Annotated in this window: 17 protein-coding genes; 7 read left to right on the top strand and 10 right to left on the bottom strand. The window is 37.1% G+C overall.

From position 1 onward, the window contains the following. The first annotated feature begins 220 nt into the window (after positions 1-220). The 3 genes from HUV91_RS02895 to HUV91_RS02905 all read left to right on the top strand — a co-directional run bounded on the left by HUV91_RS02895 (position 221) and on the right by HUV91_RS02905 (position 3,068). The gene (locus HUV91_RS02895) at positions 221-652 is read left to right on the top strand and encodes a phasin family protein (RefSeq protein WP_227554810.1); all 432 of its coding nucleotides are present in this window, start codon (positions 221-223) and stop codon (positions 650-652) included. Positions 653-800: 148 nt separating this feature from the next. Continuing rightward, positions 801-1,073 carry an HU family DNA-binding protein gene (locus tag HUV91_RS02900; protein WP_065993948.1) on the top strand — a complete coding sequence of 91 codons (273 nt, stop codon included), beginning with the start codon at positions 801-803 and terminating at the stop codon, positions 1,071-1,073. Between the two features lie 129 nt (positions 1,074-1,202). Continuing rightward, positions 1,203-3,068, top strand: coding sequence for a SurA N-terminal domain-containing protein (locus HUV91_RS02905; RefSeq protein WP_174492464.1), 1,866 nt, complete (start codon positions 1,203-1,205; stop codon positions 3,066-3,068). A 151-nt stretch (positions 3,069-3,219) separates the two neighbouring features. Here the strand turns inward: HUV91_RS02905 and HUV91_RS16725 are convergent, their stop codons facing one another. Together HUV91_RS16725 and ychF are read right to left on the bottom strand one after the other, a co-directional pair. Next, the gene (locus HUV91_RS16725; RefSeq protein ID WP_130073283.1) at positions 3,220-3,432 is read right to left on the bottom strand and encodes a hypothetical protein; all 213 of its coding nucleotides are present in this window, start codon (positions 3,430-3,432) and stop codon (positions 3,220-3,222) included. Positions 3,433-3,628: 196 nt separating this feature from the next. Then, positions 3,629-4,720 (bottom strand): redox-regulated ATPase YchF, encoded by a 1,092-nt coding sequence (gene ychF / locus HUV91_RS02915; protein ID WP_130073284.1) that lies wholly within the window; start codon positions 4,718-4,720, stop codon positions 3,629-3,631. A 124-nt stretch (positions 4,721-4,844) separates the two neighbouring features. Here ychF and HUV91_RS02920 point away from each other — a divergent pair, with 124 nt between their 5' ends. Continuing rightward, complete coding sequence (locus HUV91_RS02920) at positions 4,845-5,219, top strand: hypothetical protein (RefSeq protein ID WP_130073285.1); 375 nt, start codon at positions 4,845-4,847, stop codon at positions 5,217-5,219. A gap of 193 nt (positions 5,220-5,412) precedes the next feature. On the opposite strand, the gene HUV91_RS02925 is transcribed toward HUV91_RS02920, so the two are convergent. The 7 genes from HUV91_RS02925 to HUV91_RS02955 are packed head-to-tail and all read right to left on the bottom strand — an operon-like array spanning position 5,413 to position 12,837. After that, positions 5,413-6,072, bottom strand: a complete 660-nt coding sequence (locus HUV91_RS02925) for a methionine ABC transporter permease (RefSeq protein ID WP_130073286.1) — start codon at positions 6,070-6,072, stop codon at positions 5,413-5,415. Continuing rightward, positions 6,053-7,123, bottom strand: coding sequence for a methionine ABC transporter ATP-binding protein (locus HUV91_RS02930; RefSeq protein WP_174492465.1), 1,071 nt, complete (start codon positions 7,121-7,123; stop codon positions 6,053-6,055). The genes HUV91_RS02925 and HUV91_RS02930 overlap by 20 nt, the downstream gene beginning before the upstream one ends. Before the next feature lie 11 nt (positions 7,124-7,134). Further along, entirely contained in the window at positions 7,135-7,971 is an 837-nt protein-coding gene (locus HUV91_RS02935; RefSeq protein WP_174492466.1) for a MetQ/NlpA family ABC transporter substrate-binding protein, read from the bottom strand. Positions 7,972-7,975: 4 nt separating this feature from the next. After that, positions 7,976-8,842 (bottom strand): MetQ/NlpA family ABC transporter substrate-binding protein, encoded by an 867-nt coding sequence (locus tag HUV91_RS02940; RefSeq protein ID WP_174492467.1) that lies wholly within the window; start codon positions 8,840-8,842, stop codon positions 7,976-7,978. A 56-nt stretch (positions 8,843-8,898) separates the two neighbouring features. Then, a complete protein-coding gene (locus tag HUV91_RS02945; protein WP_174492468.1) occupies positions 8,899-10,347 on the bottom strand; it encodes an LLM class flavin-dependent oxidoreductase in 1,449 nt (482 codons plus the stop codon). After that, positions 10,347-11,591 (bottom strand): SfnB family sulfur acquisition oxidoreductase, encoded by a 1,245-nt coding sequence (locus HUV91_RS02950; protein ID WP_174492469.1) that lies wholly within the window; start codon positions 11,589-11,591, stop codon positions 10,347-10,349. The genes HUV91_RS02945 and HUV91_RS02950 overlap by 1 nt, the downstream gene beginning before the upstream one ends. Positions 11,592-11,616: 25 nt before the next feature. Next, positions 11,617-12,837, bottom strand: coding sequence for an SfnB family sulfur acquisition oxidoreductase (locus HUV91_RS02955; protein ID WP_174492470.1), 1,221 nt, complete (start codon positions 12,835-12,837; stop codon positions 11,617-11,619). 377 nt (positions 12,838-13,214) lie between these two features. Here HUV91_RS02955 and HUV91_RS02960 point away from each other — a divergent pair, with 377 nt between their 5' ends. The 3 genes from HUV91_RS02960 to HUV91_RS02970 all read left to right on the top strand — a co-directional run bounded on the left by HUV91_RS02960 (position 13,215) and on the right by HUV91_RS02970 (position 15,211). Then, positions 13,215-13,979 carry a glutathione S-transferase family protein gene (locus HUV91_RS02960; RefSeq protein ID WP_130073293.1) on the top strand — a complete coding sequence of 255 codons (765 nt, stop codon included), beginning with the start codon at positions 13,215-13,217 and terminating at the stop codon, positions 13,977-13,979. Positions 13,980-14,402: 423 nt separating this feature from the next. Further along, positions 14,403-14,873, top strand: a complete 471-nt coding sequence (locus tag HUV91_RS02965; RefSeq protein ID WP_065993943.1) for an Lrp/AsnC family transcriptional regulator — start codon at positions 14,403-14,405, stop codon at positions 14,871-14,873. 26 nt (positions 14,874-14,899) lie between these two features. After that, positions 14,900-15,211 carry a hypothetical protein gene (locus HUV91_RS02970; protein WP_130073294.1) on the top strand — a complete coding sequence of 104 codons (312 nt, stop codon included), beginning with the start codon at positions 14,900-14,902 and terminating at the stop codon, positions 15,209-15,211. Here HUV91_RS02970 and HUV91_RS02975 read toward each other — a convergent pair. Then, positions 15,206-16,111: a LysR substrate-binding domain-containing protein gene (locus HUV91_RS02975; RefSeq protein WP_174493579.1), complete on the bottom strand. Its 906-nt coding sequence runs from the start codon at positions 16,109-16,111 to the stop codon at positions 15,206-15,208. The two genes, HUV91_RS02970 and HUV91_RS02975, sit on opposite strands and share 6 nt — an antisense overlap. Between the last annotated feature and the right edge of the window lie 88 nt (positions 16,112-16,199).

The raw sequence follows: 16,199 nt of genomic DNA on the forward strand, positions 1-16,199 counted from the left end.
TGTTATATCTATGGAGAACTGGTTCACATTTAAATTAAATAAATTACTTTGCTTTGTAGAACAGTTTTGCAAAAGGTTCAAGTAATTTATTTGTTATTATAACGATATTTCACATTTTAATGATGATATTGTATATCAAAGTATACAGGAGAAAAATAGAATGGATTTGGAGCAGCAGAGATCGAAAGGCGATCTAAATACATTGGTTGCAAAAGAAAAAATGTCGATAAAAGAAAAATCTTTACGTAAATCTCCACTTGATTTTAGAAAATATACTAAACAAATTTGGCTTGCAGGTTTAGGCGCTTTTTCACGTGCTGAAGAAGAAGGAAATAAACTCTTTGACTCCCTCGTCAAGGTGGGTGAGGAATTAGAATCAAAAAGTGTTGAAGATCAAGATTCTGATCAATCTAGCAAAAATGTGGTTGAAAAAACCAAAGAAACAGTGACTGAAACCAAAGAAAAAGTTGAAAAAACTTTAGATCAGCACTTAAATCATTCATTAAATCGTATTGGTCTAGTGACTGTTAAAGATATGCAGCATTTAGAGACTTTGATCTTACAATTGCATAAGAAGGTCGATAGTTTGGTGGAAGAAAACCAAAAATTGTCAGATCAGATACAAAAAATGGTCAGTCAGAGAGTTGAATAAATTAATTTTGCATTTTTTGCAGATTATTTTGATGAAAAGCGTTGTTGTAGTCTTGCGTTTTCCCCCAAAGCATTGCTATAAAGTCTGCATGGCCTTTGAAACCACAACCTTAGATCTTAAACGAACGATATAAGAGGACTTAATCTTCATGAATAAATCAGAATTAATTGACGCGATTGCAGAAAAAGGGGGATTGTCTAAGACTGATGCTGGTAAAGCATTGGATGCGACTATTGCTTCAATTGGTGAAGCGTTAAAAGGCGGTGATACTGTAACTCTAGTTGGCTTTGGAACGTTCAGTGTAAAAGAGCGCGCAGCGCGTACTGGTCGTAACCCGAAAACTGGTGAAGAGCTTCAAATTAAAGCAAGTAAAGTACCAAGCTTCAAAGCTGGTAAAGGGCTTAAAGATTCAGTTGCTTAATCTTTGATGCTCCAAAACGCGCCGTAGGGCGCGTTTTTTTATGGAATAAACCAATTAATTGGGCTGAGTACATTCATTCAGATCTGAATATCAGTTAAACTCCCTAGCAAATAAAATATTGGAAGATTTATGGAATCGTTTCGTAAAGTCATAAGAGGTTGGCTCGGAAAAGTCCTACTCGTTTTATTTTTAACTCCATTAGCATTAGTTGGTATCGAAGGTTATTTTAGTGGGGGAAATAAAGCAGATGTGGCGAAGACTGTAAATGGTCAAGAAATATCTAAAAAAGATTTAGAAGCACAGACCAAAGGTTTAAAAGACCAATATTTGACAATGGTCAATGGGGATGAGTCTTTATTAAATAATTCTTTCATTCAAAATACAGCTTTAGATAGTTTAATTGCACGTACTTTGTTGGTTCAGCAAGCTGAAAAATTGGGCATCTCGTTAAGTGATGCGCAAATTGAACAGATGTTGGCACAACAACCGAGTTTTCAAGAAAATGGTCAATTTTCTAAAGCTTTGTATGAAAACTATCTACGTTCTGTAGGCACAACAAGTGCAGGCTTGATTGCAAATCTTCGTCAAGATCATGCATTAAGAATGTTGATGAGTACATTTACAGACAATGCCTTAGTCAGTAAATTAGACTTAGCACAAATTGCCAATTTACAGACTGAGCAACGCAACCTTTATTTGGCAAGCGTAAATCTTGATGAATATAAGCAAAATGTAAAAGTCTCAAATCAAGAAATTGCAGATTACTACAATAAACATCAAAATAAATTTAAACAGGTGGCATCTGTTGATGTGGATTATGTACTTTTAACGCCTGCAATGTTGCCACAAGCGAGCACAGAGGTTTCTGCAGTTGAGTTAGATAAAGCATATGCAGCATTTGTCGAGCAGCAAAAGAAAAATGCAAAACGTGATGTGAAGCATATTTTAATTACCACAGATAATCGTGATGCACAGCAAGCTGAAAAATTAGCCAATGATGTGTATGCAAAAATTAAAGGTGGAATGACATTTGCGCAAGCTGCTGCTCAATATTCTGAAGATCCTTCATCTAAAACCAATGGTGGTACATTAGATTATATCGAAGGTGCTTTTGGCAGTAGCTTTGATAATGCGGTGAAATCTGCAAAAAATGCTGAAATTACGCGTCCTGTAAAAACGCAATATGGTTATCATCTGATTGAAGTACATTCTACTGTGGGCGAAATTCCATCGTTCGAAGCGAAAAAAGCGGACTTAACAGCAGAAGTATTAAAGTCTAAATCTGCGAATTTATTTGCAGATACAGTGAATAGTCTAAATGAGCAAGTGGTGAGTAATGATGCTTTAGACATTATTCCAAGCGAAGTGAAAGCTGCAAAAATAGAATCTGCAAAAGCAGTGACGATTGCAACCACCAATGCGGTATTGGCTGATCCAAGTGTCAAAGCAAAAATATTTAGCGATGATGTGAAAAATGGTGATAAAAACGTATCAAGCAGTATTCAATTGAAAGATGGTAATACGGTTTGGGTGAAAGTACGTGAGTATCATGCAGCAGGTGTACAGCCTTTAGCACAAGCAACAGCACGTGTAAAAGCGAAATTGATCCAAGAGAAAGCGGCACAAGCTGCAAAAGCGAAAATTGCAGCAATGCTTGAGGATTTCAAAAAATTACCTGCACAGCAAGTTTTAGCAAAATATCCATTTCATTTTGAATCTGCGGGAACATTTACTCGTTCTCAGGGTTTAAAACGTGAAATTGAGCGTGCTGCCTTTAGTGTACCTGCACCGAAAGCAGGTATGTGGTCTGTAACGACGACATCATTGTCTAATGAAATGGTGGTGGTTGCAGTGGCTGAAGTGAAAAAAGCATCTATAGATAGTTTAGATCCTACAGAAGCGAAAGAGTTAACACAGCTTTATCAAAGAATGCGTGGTCAGCAATTATTGGATGACTATACGCAATATTTAAAATCGAAAGCAAAAATTAAGTAATTTTATACTTTAATTTAAACAAAAAAACCTCAGTTTCAACTGGGGTTTTTTATTTGATTTATGATAATAAGTCATGCTTTTCAGCAATGAAACATAGCTTAGGTATTAAGTTGGTGTATGTGTATTTTTTGTTTGCGGATGTAGCGTATTTTCATACTTTATGAACAGGCGGTTGTGCTGTTGTTTTATGAGTGATTTGTTGTTTGGTTGAATGCTGATTATTTTGAATGAGAACGCATTTTCCTCCTTTATGTTTAGGTCCTGTGCCACCTGAGAGTGTTGTTCCTTTGGGGCAGGCAAATGCGGTAGCACTTAATAAAGTAGCAAGAATGCCGACTGAACAAAGTTGTGTGAGTTTTTTCATTATTAGACCTGCATGAAATAAGGTGAAAGTACCTTAAAGCAAATATAAGATAAATGAATGTAGGGTGTTAGCTATATATTGTTGTTTAATTATATTAAAAATTTTATATATTACAGTTGCTTAAGTTTGTTTTAAGGATTTAAAAATTAAAGCATCCATGAAGGATGCTTTAAAGACAAAATGAGCGCTTGGGAAATTAAACGTTGAAGCGGAAGTGTAATACATCACCGTCTTGAACGATATATGTTTTACCTTCTAAACGCCATTTACCTGCTTCTTTCGCGCCGTTTTCGCCGTTGAATTGAACGAAGTCATCATAAGCGACACATTCAGCACGGATGAAGCCTTTTTCAAAGTCAGTGTGAATCACACCAGCAGCTTGAGGGGCAGTTGCACCAATTTTCACTGTCCAAGCACGGACTTCTTGTACACCTGCTGTGAAATAGGTTTGTAAGCCAAGAAGACCATAACCTGCACGAATCACGACATTTAATCCAGGCTCTTCCATACCTAAAGCTTCAAGGAACTCAGCACGATCTTCATCTTCAAGAAGTGAAATTTCAGCTTCGATTTGGTTACAAAGTGGAACCACAATTGCATTTTCTTCAGCTGCTAATTTTTTAACAGCGTCTAAATGTGGATTATTTTCAAAACCATCTTCTGCAACGTTGGCAATGTACATCGTCGGTTTTAAAGTCATTAAACCAAAACCACGCACAAGTTTACGCTCATCGTCATCTAAGTCAGCTGCACGCGCAGGTTTACCTTCTTCTAGTAAAGGCAAGATTTTGTCTAAAACAGCTTTAGTCGCGATTGCTTCTTTATCGCCACCTTTTGCAGATTTTGCTAAACGTGTGATTGCTTTGGTAATGGTGTCTAAGTCAGCAAGTGCAAGCTCTGTGTTAATGGTTGCAATATCATCCAAAGGATCAATTTTACCATTTACGTGAATCACATTTTCGTCTTCAAAACAACGAACGACGTGTGCAATAGCATCTGTTTCACGGATGTTGGCAAGGAATTGGTTACCTAAGCCTTCACCTTTAGATGCGCCTGCAACTAAACCTGCAATATCAACGAATTCCATTGTTGTAGGAATGACACGTTGTGGTTTTACAATCGCTGTTAATTTGTCTAAACGTGGATCTGGTACAGGTACGATGCCTGTGTTCGGTTCAATGGTACAGAATGGGAAGTTTTCCGCAGCAATAGCAGCTTTAGTCAATGCATTGAAAAGTGTAGATTTACCAACGTTCGGCAAGCCGACAATACCGCAATTAAAACCCATGAAATGACTCACAAAGTGTTATCTAAAAATTGTGGATGATTTTACATGAAAGCCATGACAAAGTCAGGTCTAAGACTTAAGATTTAAAGCATTCAAAAAATGACACAGGGCTGCGTATATAAAAATGGCGACTTTCAATTTGCAGGAATACATCGAACAAATAAAATTGGAGTTTCGCAAAGTAGAGCGTTCTTCACGTTTGCAGTGGCTTTTTGAGCATTACCCAATCAGTGCCAAAGATTATTATATTGCCTATTTTTTAATTGCTAGTGATACATGGAAGAAATTCGAACGTAAGGCGATTTTGGAATATTATTTACAAACACTTCCGCATGCATCTGATCAATATTATTTGAAGCTTTTAAAAGTGATTCCGTTGGCTGAATTTATTGAGGTTGTTGATCAAATCAAAACACATTTAGATGATTCGAAATTGGATTTGCTGAACTATTATTTAGAGCCGATCATCAAAAACTCAACGGGAAATATTGATGAATGATCACGTTTATCTTTTATGTTAACTGACAAACTCGATCTAATAAATCCGTTGCATATAAATCATTGTCTGTATAAGGAGGAGAAACCTATTTGAATAGGGTAATCGTCATTTATATTCAAAGATTGCGTTATTTTTTAATCAAAATAGTTGCTCATCTAATGTATCTTTAAACAAATAGATGAGCAATCTAAAATCAAACCTTCCTTTTATCCAACTGACCCGCCAAATGATCTCCAAACGCTTGAACCAACATGACCAGTGCCACCAAAACAACTATCACTGCAACCATGATTTGCATATCAAAGCGCTGGTAGCCATAACGATAGGCAATATCACCTAAACCGCCAGCACCAATTGCACCTGCAATCGCTGAGGAGTTAATCATGGTGACGATGGTTACGGTAAAACCTGCCACAATGCCCGGTAAGGCTTCAGGAAGGAGCACATGCCAAATGATTTGTTTGCGGTTACATCCCATGGCTTGAGCTGCTTCAATCAAACCCTGATCAACTTCACGCAAACTCACTTCTGCAATACGCGCAAAGAAAGGTGTTGCTGCTAAAGTCAGTGGAACAACCGCCGCCCAAACCCCATAACTTGTACCGACAATCCAACGGGTCAAAGGGATTAAAGCCACCATTAAGATTAAGAATGGCACTGAACGAGTAATATTAATCACAGTTCCTAAAGCATGATTAATTTTTTTTGATGGATAAATGCCTTGTTCAGAGGTATTGACCAAAATCACAGCCAAAGGCAAGCCGATTAAAAAGGCAACCAATGCAGAAACACCGACCATAATTAAAGTATCAATCGTACCTGTGAGTAATAAATCAATGAGTTGGTCGTGCATAGCCTAGTCCCTCTATTTGTGCGATGTCATGTTTTAATTTTTCTTGTAAAAATTCAAGATCGAGATCGGTTTGAGCAATACCTACGATGAGCGTGCCAATCAAATGTCCTTGTATGCTGTCAATATGGCTTTGATACAAATGTACTGAACTTTCAAAAACTTGAAACAATTTGGTTAAATCGGGTGAATGCTTTGGATCGGTTTCATAACGTAGTTTTAAAATGCGATGTGTTGAATCCTCTTGTAAGTCACGACTCACTTGGAAGGGTAAATCCAATTGTTCAAGATTGAGCAGTTCTTGTGTGATTTTTTGCTGTGGTTTTGAAAATACTGACCAGACCTGACCAGATTCCACAATTTCACCATGTTCAATCACCACAACTTGGTCACAGATTTCACGAATCACCTGCATTTCATGGGTAATTAAAACGATGGTAATACCGAGTTCACGATTGATTTTTTTCAATAAAGCTAAAACCACCGAAGTACTTTCAGGATCAAGTGCGGAGGTGGCTTCATCACAAAGTAAAATTTCAGGGTGATGTACCAGTGCCCGTGCAATACCAACACGTTGCTTTTGACCACCAGATAATTGAGCAGGGTAGTTATGTGCCTTATTTTCCAAGCCAACCAGTTTTAAAACTTCATTGACACGTGTTTCGATTTCAACTTTATTTACACCTGAAATTTTCAAAGGCAGTGCAACATTTTCCCACACTGTTTTAGCTGACATGAGATTGAAATGCTGGAAAATCATGCCAATTTTTTGTCGCGTTTGAATGAGTTCAGCATGACTCAGCTCAGATAAACTCTGTTGATGAATATGAATACTGCCTTCAGAAATACGTTCTAAACCATTTAAAGTGCGAATGAGTGAGGATTTTCCTGCACCACTTTTACCGATAATGCCGAAAATTTTTCCTTGGGGAATATCGAGATTAATATTTTTTAGCGCATGGATCTGTTGATCTTGTCCGTCATAATATTTATTTAAGTTACGGATTTTAATATGTGGAACTGAAAAATCCACCTTTGAACCGAAACTCACCATTTTAATTCTCCTTATTTCCAGCCTGCAAACCACATATCTTTTCCGAAATCTTTATCTAAGATTTCACGGACTTTTTGTGAGTTTTGGAAAGCATGAATAAATTTTTCTAACTTTTGATTTTGGTCTTGATAATCGGTACGCGTTACAAAAAGAATGGCGTATTTTTTATCAATAGGGTCTAAAAATAATGCGCTATGTGGATCAGCTTTTTTTGCCATATTTAAATAGTGAGGAAAGCCGAAAATTAAATCTGCATCGTCATAAGCCAAAGCGGTTTGAGGACCTTCAACTTCTAAAAATTTCAATTGTTTAGGATTGGATACAATATCTTGTAGGGTTGAAAGTTCGTTATTTACATCTTTGATTTTTATAAGTCCAGCTCGATCTAGCAAAATCAGTGCTCGTGCAGAATTTACAGGGTCACTTGGAATCACCACACGTGCATTTTGTGGCAATGCATCTAAAGATTTATATTGTTTTGAATATAAACCGACATGACTACCACTTCCGACCCCAAAAGCGTGCAAGTCATAATTGGTCTGTTTTATGGCATTTTTTAAAAATACACTTTGTTGGAAAAAATTAGCATCAATATCACGATTTTGAACTGCAACATTGGGGGCTTGCCAATCTGAAAATTCGACCAATTTGACATGAATACCATCTTTTTCAACTTCATTAGCAACGGTTTGTAAAAGCTCTGCATAAGGCGGGCTAATACCAATGGTAAGTACGTTATCTTGCTGCGTCTTTTGGGTATAGCGACAGGCAGCTAAACCCAATATAACAACTATGACAGCAACGCCAATCAGGATTTTCTTTAAATTTGCTTTAGATGTTTGCGACATGATCTTATTTCCAACCTGCAAACCAAAGTTTTTCACCAACATCATCATTCAAAGCTTGTTTAACTTTGTCTGAAGTTTGGTAAATCTTGATAAATTCTTTGAGCTGTTCAGCTTTTTCAGGATGGGTTTGTTCATAATCATCTTTTACGACAAACAAGATGGCATAACGGGTATTGGTATTGTCATCTAAAAGGAGAGCTTTATTGGGGTCGATGGTTTTTGCAAGACGTAAGTAAAGTGGGTAGCTAAATACTAAATCAGCATCATCTACAGCACGTGCAGTTTGTGGCCCTTCAACTTCTATAAAATTGAACTTCTTAGGATTCGCTGTAATATCTTGTAGATTTGATAAATGATTTTCAGGATCTTTGAGTATAATCAGCTTTGCTTGTTGTAAAAGTAACAATGCTCGACCTTGGTTCACTGGGTCATTTGGAATAACCACACGTGCATTCTCAGGTACAGCGTCTAAAGAATTGTACTTTTTAGAATATAAACCGACATGGGTTGCAACACCTGTCGCAATCGGTTTGAGTTTAAAGCCTGTTTCTTTCAGTGCATTACTTAGAAATGGTTGGTGTTGGAAATAATTGGCATCAATATCGCCATGATTCAGCGTAATATTGGGTGTATTCCAATCTGAAAATTCAACCAGTTTGACATTAATCCCTTTTTGTTTTGCTTCATCTACAGCAACTTGTAAAGGCACAGCAAAAGGCGGGCTAATACCAATAGTGATTTCTTCAGAGCCTGCTTTTTTATGATGCTTCCAATAGAAAAGCCCTGCAATCACTGCGATGATGATAATGCCGAGAATAATAAATTTATTCTTGGATGCATTATTGTGTATAGAAGAATTTGTTTGAGTCATAAAGTTCCCCGAAATCTGTTAAATCTATAAATTAAAAATCGAATGAAAAAAATAAATTAAGCACTTTGCTTATGCACATTTACCGAATTTGGCTCGGTGTTTTGTTTATCGGTTGAGCTTTGACATCGAAAGTGTGAGGCAGGGTGTTGTGCTGTTAAATGATCGCCGTGATTGAAAATTTTGCTTCTTAATGTTCCGCTGGCGTATTCAGTTTTAAATCTGCCACGTTGTTGAAGTTCAGGAATCACCAATCGAATAAAATCATGGTGAGATTCAGGTGCGACAGTTCGTGTTAGGTTAAAGCCATCAATCCCAGTTTCATCAATCAGTTGGATTAGGCGTTTTGCTACAGTTTCACCACTGCCAACGATCAAAGGATAACGACCACCAAGTTTATGCTGTGCTTTTAGATCATTGGGCGTGATCTTATTTTCCTTAAACTTGTTATTTACTGACGCAATGCTATTGGTTTGTTGGTAGGGAATGGCTTCATCATCTGCATATTTGGAAAGATCAATACCCACAGAACTTGAAAAATGAGCCAAACCTGCTTCAGGACTTGCATAGCTTGCATATTCTGCTAATTTTTCTTGCGCCAATTGATCAGTTTCTGCCGTAACCACGGTGATGCCAACAAAGATTTTAATATCTTCAGGATTTCGCCCTTGTTGTATTGCTAATTCACGAATTTTATCGACTTGCTGTTTAATTTTTTCAGGTTGATCACCACCGATAAATACACATTCTGCATGACGGGTTGAAAATGCCAAGCCACGTGGTGAAGCACCTGCTTGGAATAAAACAGGCGTACGTTGTGGAGATGGTGAAACTTGGAATACGCCTTCACTTTGGTAAAACTTGCCATGATGTTGAATTTTATGGACTTTATTAGGGTCAGTGAAAATACGATTGGTTTTATCCTTTAAGACAGCATCATTTTCCCAAGAACCTTCCCAAAACTTATAGCAAAGCTCTAAAAATTCCTCAGCCTGTTCATAACGTAGATCATGGTCTTTTAAACCTTTTTGACCAATTAATCGTTCGGCGCTGTCTAAATAACCTGTGACAATGTTCCAACCAATACGACCTTGTGTAAGATGATCTAAGCTCGCAAAGCGCCGTGCAAATTGATAAGGCGATTCATAACTTAAATTCACCGTAACACCAAAACCAAGATTTTGAGTGATGCTTGCCATTGCTGAAACAAGAGTAGAAGGGTCGTGGCTGGGTAACTGAATGGATTCTTTTAAAGTCAGATTAATTCCATGCTGATAAACATCGTAAACCCCAGTGATATCGGCAATAAACAAGCCATCAAATAAACCATCTTCTAAAGTTTTAGCAAGATCAGTCCAATAACTCAGTTCATTAAAACGATGTGATTCATCTCGTGGGTGTGTCCATAGTCCATGATTGATATGACCAACACAGTTCATATCAAATGCATTGAGTAGGATCTGTTTTTTCGAGTTATGATTTTCGGGAGTTTGATTTAATTGCGTCATTACAATGTCCCTCTACGTGGTGGAAGGATATTGTTCAAAGCATAGTTCCCAATAAAATAATATTTCCAACGTGATGCATCATGTAGGGTATGCACACGGGCATTGCGCCAATGACGATCTAAACCATCGGTACGTTGGCTACCGCGGCTACCTGCAAGTTCAATCAATTTTGACGATGCTTTGAGCGCTGTTTCAGTGCTGTGTGCACGTACTTTTGCAACATCAATTGAGGCTTTTGCGATGTTTTCATCTGATGGATGGGGCTTGGCTGCATCTATGGACTGAGCCGCTTGTTTTAAAAGAACTTCACTGGCACGAACATCCGCAGCCACACGACCAATTTCATAAATGGTGAGTGGGTCTTGGTCTGCACGTTCAACATTGGAATCGATCCAAGCGCGCGCTTTTTTTACACGTTCAATGGTTTCTTCAAATGCAGCTCGTGCAATCCCTGTTTCAATGGCGGCATGCATAATTTGTGCAAATGGACCGACTAGGGTTGGAGTCGTAAAGGCAGTATCAAATCGAACCACATGTTCAGCTTCGACAAAGACTTGGTTGAATTTAACCGTGCCACTACCTGTGGTTTTTTGCCCGAAACCTGTCCAGTCATTGATGCGTTGTACGCCTTGAGCATCCGCTGAGATAAAGGCTAAAAACTCACGCTCTTGATCATCACGCACCAATGTCGGGATACGATGAGCAAATAAGCTCCCTGTGCAATAAAATTTTTCACCATTTACCACGTATCCGTGCTGATTTTTATTTTGGCTTTGCGTAATATGGCTATGCTTTTGGGCAGCCGTTTTGGTTTTAAATTCTGCTAAAGCATTGCCATAACGTGCACCTGCAAGAACCTCTGCATAAAATTTCTGCTTTTGTTGTTCTGTACCATTATTGCGCAATACTTCTAAAGCATAAAAATGGTTTTGCGGAATTTGCCCGATCGAACCATCAACACCGCTGAACAATGCAATGACTTTTGCAACCGTAAGACTTGAGACCTCAGCACCGCCGTATTGTTTGGGTACAGTAATCGCCCATAAACCAGACTGGCTAAAGGCTTCAATTTCATCAAAAGGTAAAATACGATTAGCATCACGGAGTACCGCATTTTGTTTAAATTGCTGGCTTAAGTTTTGCGCAATTTCCAACGCTTCTGCATCCGTTTTGATGATGTGTGCTTTGCCAAAAGGTTGGTTTTGAGTTTCTAAAGTTTTGTTAATATTTTGAAATGTGGTCATTTGATTCTCCCTGATTCTTTAACCGTTAAATCCATGCATGACGTTGGTTTTGGATGCCATTTAAGTAGTAGTTACCAATTGCATAAAATTTCCAACGCACAGGGTCATGTAAGGTATGAACACGGGCATTACGCCAATGTTGATCGAGATTATGTGTTTCTAAACTTGAGCGACTGCCACCGAGTTCGATCAATTTTTCTGAAATGATCAGTGCCGCATCATTGGCATAGACTTTAGCTTCTGCCACGATGATTGAGGCTTTACTGGCTTGTTCTACACTAATACCTGTTTCAGTACTTTGTGACAGGAAATCCAGTTCATCAAGATATTCAGCGGCTTCATCGAGTAGTAAAATGGCAGCATCCAATAACACATTTAACTTGCCAACTTCTTGTAAGGTATAGGCTTCAAAACTGGCTTTTTCGACATTAGCATCAACAATTGGGCGTGCTTTATGAATAGTAGAAATAGTTTCAGCAAATGCGGCTTCTGCGATCCCGACATCAATTGCGACTTGGATGAGCTGTGAATAGGCCCCACGGTATTTTGTTGCATCTGCTAATACGTGTTCATTCATGATCAATTCAGGATTGACCACAACATTTTTAAGGCGAACTGTGCCACTCGCTGTAGTGCGCTGACCAAAACCATCCCAGTCATCGACAATTTCAACTCCTTGAGATTTGGCATCAATAATAATTAATACAATATGCCCTTCAGGATGGAGGGCGCGAATGGCTAAATAATCAGCAAAATATGAACCCGTGGAATAGAACTTTTCACCATTTAAAAAGTACTGACCATTTTCAAAACTTAAACGCGTTTCGATGGTTTTTGTGTCTTTGCTATAACGTTCAGGCCCACCGTTAGCAATGCGTTTACCTTTTAAAATTTCGCTGTATATAAACTGTTTTTGCGTTTCACTTGCAATACTTTCAATGGCATTGAGTAAACCAAATTGATTCTGAGGAATCTGTCCAACATTTGCATCAGCTTTGCTTAAAATACGAAAAACATGCGCCAAAGTTTTATTAGACACTTCAGCACCGCCATATTTTTTTGCAATGCGAATTCCACCTAGCCCTTTTCGACTAAATTGCTCAATAACATCAACGGGTAAAATACGTTGTTGATCACGAATATTTCTTTCAACCAATGCAAAATCAGCCACTTGAAAAGCAGAGTTAATCGCTTGTTGATCATTTTCAATGTGATGTGCAAGTTGTGCTGAATTAATATGAGTCATATCGATACCTTTCAATAGATATCAAAACGCTAAGCACAAAAGCATGAAAAATTAAACGAACTATTATGCTATTCTTATATGAATAAAGTTTTAAAATTAAAATTGCATAAAAAATATTTTTTAATTATAAGTTAAGTATTTGTTTAGTATGGTGAAAATTAATTTCAAGCGATTAAAGTGGGTCGCGTTGAGAAACTCATATTCAATTTAAGAATAAAGATTGATTAAACTCATATAAATTGATGATGACAATTTGAATAATTGCCCATTTTTTTGAACAAAAAGTACATTGTAATTTTTTAAGTGAAAAGTTAAAGTAGATGTAATCGCTTGGTATTATTCTAAAGCTTTGATTAAAAAAATAATTTGGAGATTATATGCGCACCCTTTACCAATTTCCTTTGTCGCATTACTGTGAAAAAGCACGTTGGTTACTTGATCATAAAGAAATCGATTTTGTAGCACAAAATATGATGCCTGGGGTGCATCGAGCATTTGCTCAATTGAAAACAGGGCAAAATAAACTACCGATTTTAAAAGATGGTGAGCGCTGGATTGCCGACTCTACCCAAATTGCATTGTATTTAGATGATCAGTATCCAGAACATACTTTGCTTCGTTTAGATACGCAACTTCGTCAACACGCATTAGAAATCAATGCGATTGCCAATGAATTGGGATTACATGTACGCCGTTGGGGTTTAGCACAGGCTTTATCGACCAGTGATGAACCTTTAGAGATTATGTTGGGTGAAAAAGGTTATTTACGCCAATTCGAAAAATTTTCCAAACCTATTTTAAAAACGTTGGTTTCAAAAAGCTATCAATTGGATGTGGAAAAAGTTGCTGAATCTAAACGTAAAATCGATGAAATTACGCAACAACTCAATAGCAAACTTGTTGAAAATCAATGTCGCTATTTGGTGGGCGATCGCTTAGGTTTGGCAGACATTGCCGTCTGTTCTATGCTTGCACCCTTGTTATTTTTAAATGGAACACCGTGGGAAGTTGAGTCTGAGCAAAGTGTATCGGAAGAGGTTAAAAATTATAAAAATGAGTTGCTGAATTTGCCAATAGGGCAATATGTACAGCGTATTTATATGACTGAGCGGAACGCACGAGTCGATTGGCGCGGGATCTAATCGTTACATCATCATGTCAGTCAGTGAATAATATGAGGGTGAATTTCGTAGAATCGAGTTATGCGTTTTTGCTTACAGGACTAGATTATTTGAAAAAATGATCATGCATTAAATTTAGAAAATGATCATTTTATTTTGAGTATGATGTGATTGAATTAAGATGTGATTGAATTAAGATGATTTTGATCTACCACAAATATTCATGATTGATTTTTTCATATACATATTGTGTTCTATAACGATGGTATTTGAGATATAAATATTAAAATTTGGAAAAAATTATCTTAAAAAGACCATAATAAGAAAAAATTTTTCAGAAACATTGCGATATACTGAAGATCAGAATGAATTTTAAATCAATCCAAAAAGACGATTAGATTCAAAAATACAGATGATTAAATACGGGCTAAGCTGGAGTCAATAATGGAACTGGATCGTTACGATAAGCAAATTTTAGAAATTTTGACGCATGAAGATATTAATCTAAATGAGCTATCTGAGCGGATCAATTTATCGGTCAGTTCTGTACATCGTCGTATTAAGCATTTAATCGAAACAGATATTATGACCAATTTAAAACGTGATATTAATTACGAGAAATTAGGTTTTAAATTACATGTGATTTTACAAGTTTCACTCAGTAAACATGACACCGATACTTTTGCAAAATTTTTAGAAGAATTAGAAAATATTCCCGAAGTCATTAATGCATTTTTAGTAACAGGTCAGTCGGCGGACTTTTTAGTCGAAGTCGTTGCAAAAGATATGGAAAACTATAGTGAAATTTTACTGAAAAGGATTGGTAAAATTGAGTTTGTCGTGGCACTGCACTCGAGTTTTGTGATTAAAGAATATAATGTTTTTAACTGTAGCGGCTTATTAAGTCGTGTTTAACACCTTAACATGATAAGAAAAATAAGATGAAAATGACGTTGAGATTTTTTGGGGTTGCAAGCCTGATTTTGCTGATTTGGTTTGCGGTTGATTTTATGACTGTATATGAAATCATTCCTCATTTTTCAGGTATTTTTAATCTCATTTTTAACGTCATTTTCTTTGTGGTGATGTATTTAATATGGCTATGTGCGACATTAGACTTGTTTCAAAAATACGATAAAATTGAGCGTATTTTTTATAGAATATTACTCGCATTATGTTTATGGATTTGCTCAACTGTTGTGGGCGGTATTTTAGTTGTATGGTTGCATGTAAAAATGGGATGGCAACTATAATGAAGCAGAACATGCGCTTGAATTTTGCGTGATTAGCCAATGTTGTAGCGATTGAATATGCTCATTTTTTATTGATTTTTTTAGGTAGCATAAAGAAAATAATAAACCACATTCGACAAAGCCAAATGGAGCAATCAACCGTCCGCTTAAAAGTTCTTTTTCCACTAAACTCTGCGGTGCGATGGCAATGCCAAGATCGGATGCCGCCGCTTCAATCATCAAATTGAGATGTTCAAAATAGCGTTGTTGTTTGGCTTGCGAAATATCGAGTTTATGTTGTGTCGCCCACAGTTGCCAAGCCTGTTGGTTGGATTGGGTGTGTAATAGCGTATGCTGAAAAATATCGGAAATGTGATGTAATTTTCGTGCACGTTGTGGTGTACATACAGGTCCGATCCGGTCTTGAAATAAAGTAATATTTTGAATATGTTCTGGGAGTTTATCCAGTTGGCTATGGCTAAGAATTAACGCATCAATTTGATTTTTTTCGAATAATTTTAGATTATTACTACTCATCAGTTTGATGCAAATTTCAGGATATTGCGCTTCAAAATTTTCTAATTTAGGAATTAGCCAATGTGCCATAAAGCTTGTGGGCGCAGCTAAAACTAATTCATGTGGTGTGGGTTGTTGACGGATTTGTTCAAGGCACTGATCTAATCCGCTAAAAAGTTGTACACAGCTACTAAATAATGCCTGCCCATCTACAGTTAAGGTTGCACCATGTGCATGACGAATCAGTAATTTTTTTCCAACCCAAGCCTCAAGTTGTTTGATTTGATGACTCACTGCGCTATGTGTGACACATAATTCATCTGCTGCCATGCTAAAACTACTATGACGTGCTACAGCTTCAAACATGCGTAGTGCGTTGAGTGGTGGAAGTTGATATTTAGGCATGATGTTAGTTTTTTTCACATAATGATCTGAGTTTATATCAATTTTAATATTCTACAAAATCCATAAAATAACCATCATAAAGTTATAG

Origin of the sequence: Acinetobacter sp. Marseille-Q1623 (assembly GCF_902809895.1) — a bacterium.
GTDB lineage: Bacteria > Pseudomonadota > Gammaproteobacteria > Pseudomonadales > Moraxellaceae > Acinetobacter > Acinetobacter piscicola_A.

What these genes read in the sequence shown, in the direction of transcription:
- HUV91_RS02895 (WP_227554810.1), top strand. Translation starts at nt 221, where the DNA reads ATGTCGATAAAAGAAAAATCTTTACGTAAATCTCCACTTGATTTTAGA.
- HUV91_RS02900 (WP_065993948.1), top strand. Translation starts at nt 801, where the DNA reads ATGAATAAATCAGAATTAATTGACGCGATTGCAGAAAAAGGGGGATTG.
- HUV91_RS02905 (WP_174492464.1), top strand. Translation starts at nt 1,203, where the DNA reads ATGGAATCGTTTCGTAAAGTCATAAGAGGTTGGCTCGGAAAAGTCCTA.
- HUV91_RS16725 (WP_130073283.1), bottom strand. Translation starts at nt 3,432, where the DNA reads ATGAAAAAACTCACACAACTTTGTTCAGTCGGCATTCTTGCTACTTTA.
- ychF (WP_130073284.1), bottom strand. Translation starts at nt 4,720, where the DNA reads ATGGGTTTTAATTGCGGTATTGTCGGCTTGCCGAACGTTGGTAAATCT.
- HUV91_RS02920 (WP_130073285.1), top strand. Translation starts at nt 4,845, where the DNA reads ATGGCGACTTTCAATTTGCAGGAATACATCGAACAAATAAAATTGGAG.
- HUV91_RS02925 (WP_130073286.1), bottom strand. Translation starts at nt 6,072, where the DNA reads ATGCACGACCAACTCATTGATTTATTACTCACAGGTACGATTGATACT.
- HUV91_RS02930 (WP_174492465.1), bottom strand. Translation starts at nt 7,123, where the DNA reads ATGGTGAGTTTCGGTTCAAAGGTGGATTTTTCAGTTCCACATATTAAA.
- HUV91_RS02935 (WP_174492466.1), bottom strand. Translation starts at nt 7,971, where the DNA reads ATGTCGCAAACATCTAAAGCAAATTTAAAGAAAATCCTGATTGGCGTT.
- HUV91_RS02940 (WP_174492467.1), bottom strand. Translation starts at nt 8,842, where the DNA reads ATGACTCAAACAAATTCTTCTATACACAATAATGCATCCAAGAATAAA.
- HUV91_RS02945 (WP_174492468.1), bottom strand. Translation starts at nt 10,347, where the DNA reads ATGACGCAATTAAATCAAACTCCCGAAAATCATAACTCGAAAAAACAG.
- HUV91_RS02950 (WP_174492469.1), bottom strand. Translation starts at nt 11,591, where the DNA reads ATGACCACATTTCAAAATATTAACAAAACTTTAGAAACTCAAAACCAA.
- HUV91_RS02955 (WP_174492470.1), bottom strand. Translation starts at nt 12,837, where the DNA reads ATGACTCATATTAATTCAGCACAACTTGCACATCACATTGAAAATGAT.
- HUV91_RS02960 (WP_130073293.1), top strand. Translation starts at nt 13,215, where the DNA reads ATGCGCACCCTTTACCAATTTCCTTTGTCGCATTACTGTGAAAAAGCA.
- HUV91_RS02965 (WP_065993943.1), top strand. Translation starts at nt 14,403, where the DNA reads ATGGAACTGGATCGTTACGATAAGCAAATTTTAGAAATTTTGACGCAT.
- HUV91_RS02970 (WP_130073294.1), top strand. Translation starts at nt 14,900, where the DNA reads ATGAAAATGACGTTGAGATTTTTTGGGGTTGCAAGCCTGATTTTGCTG.
- HUV91_RS02975 (WP_174493579.1), bottom strand. Translation starts at nt 16,111, where the DNA reads ATGCCTAAATATCAACTTCCACCACTCAACGCACTACGCATGTTTGAA.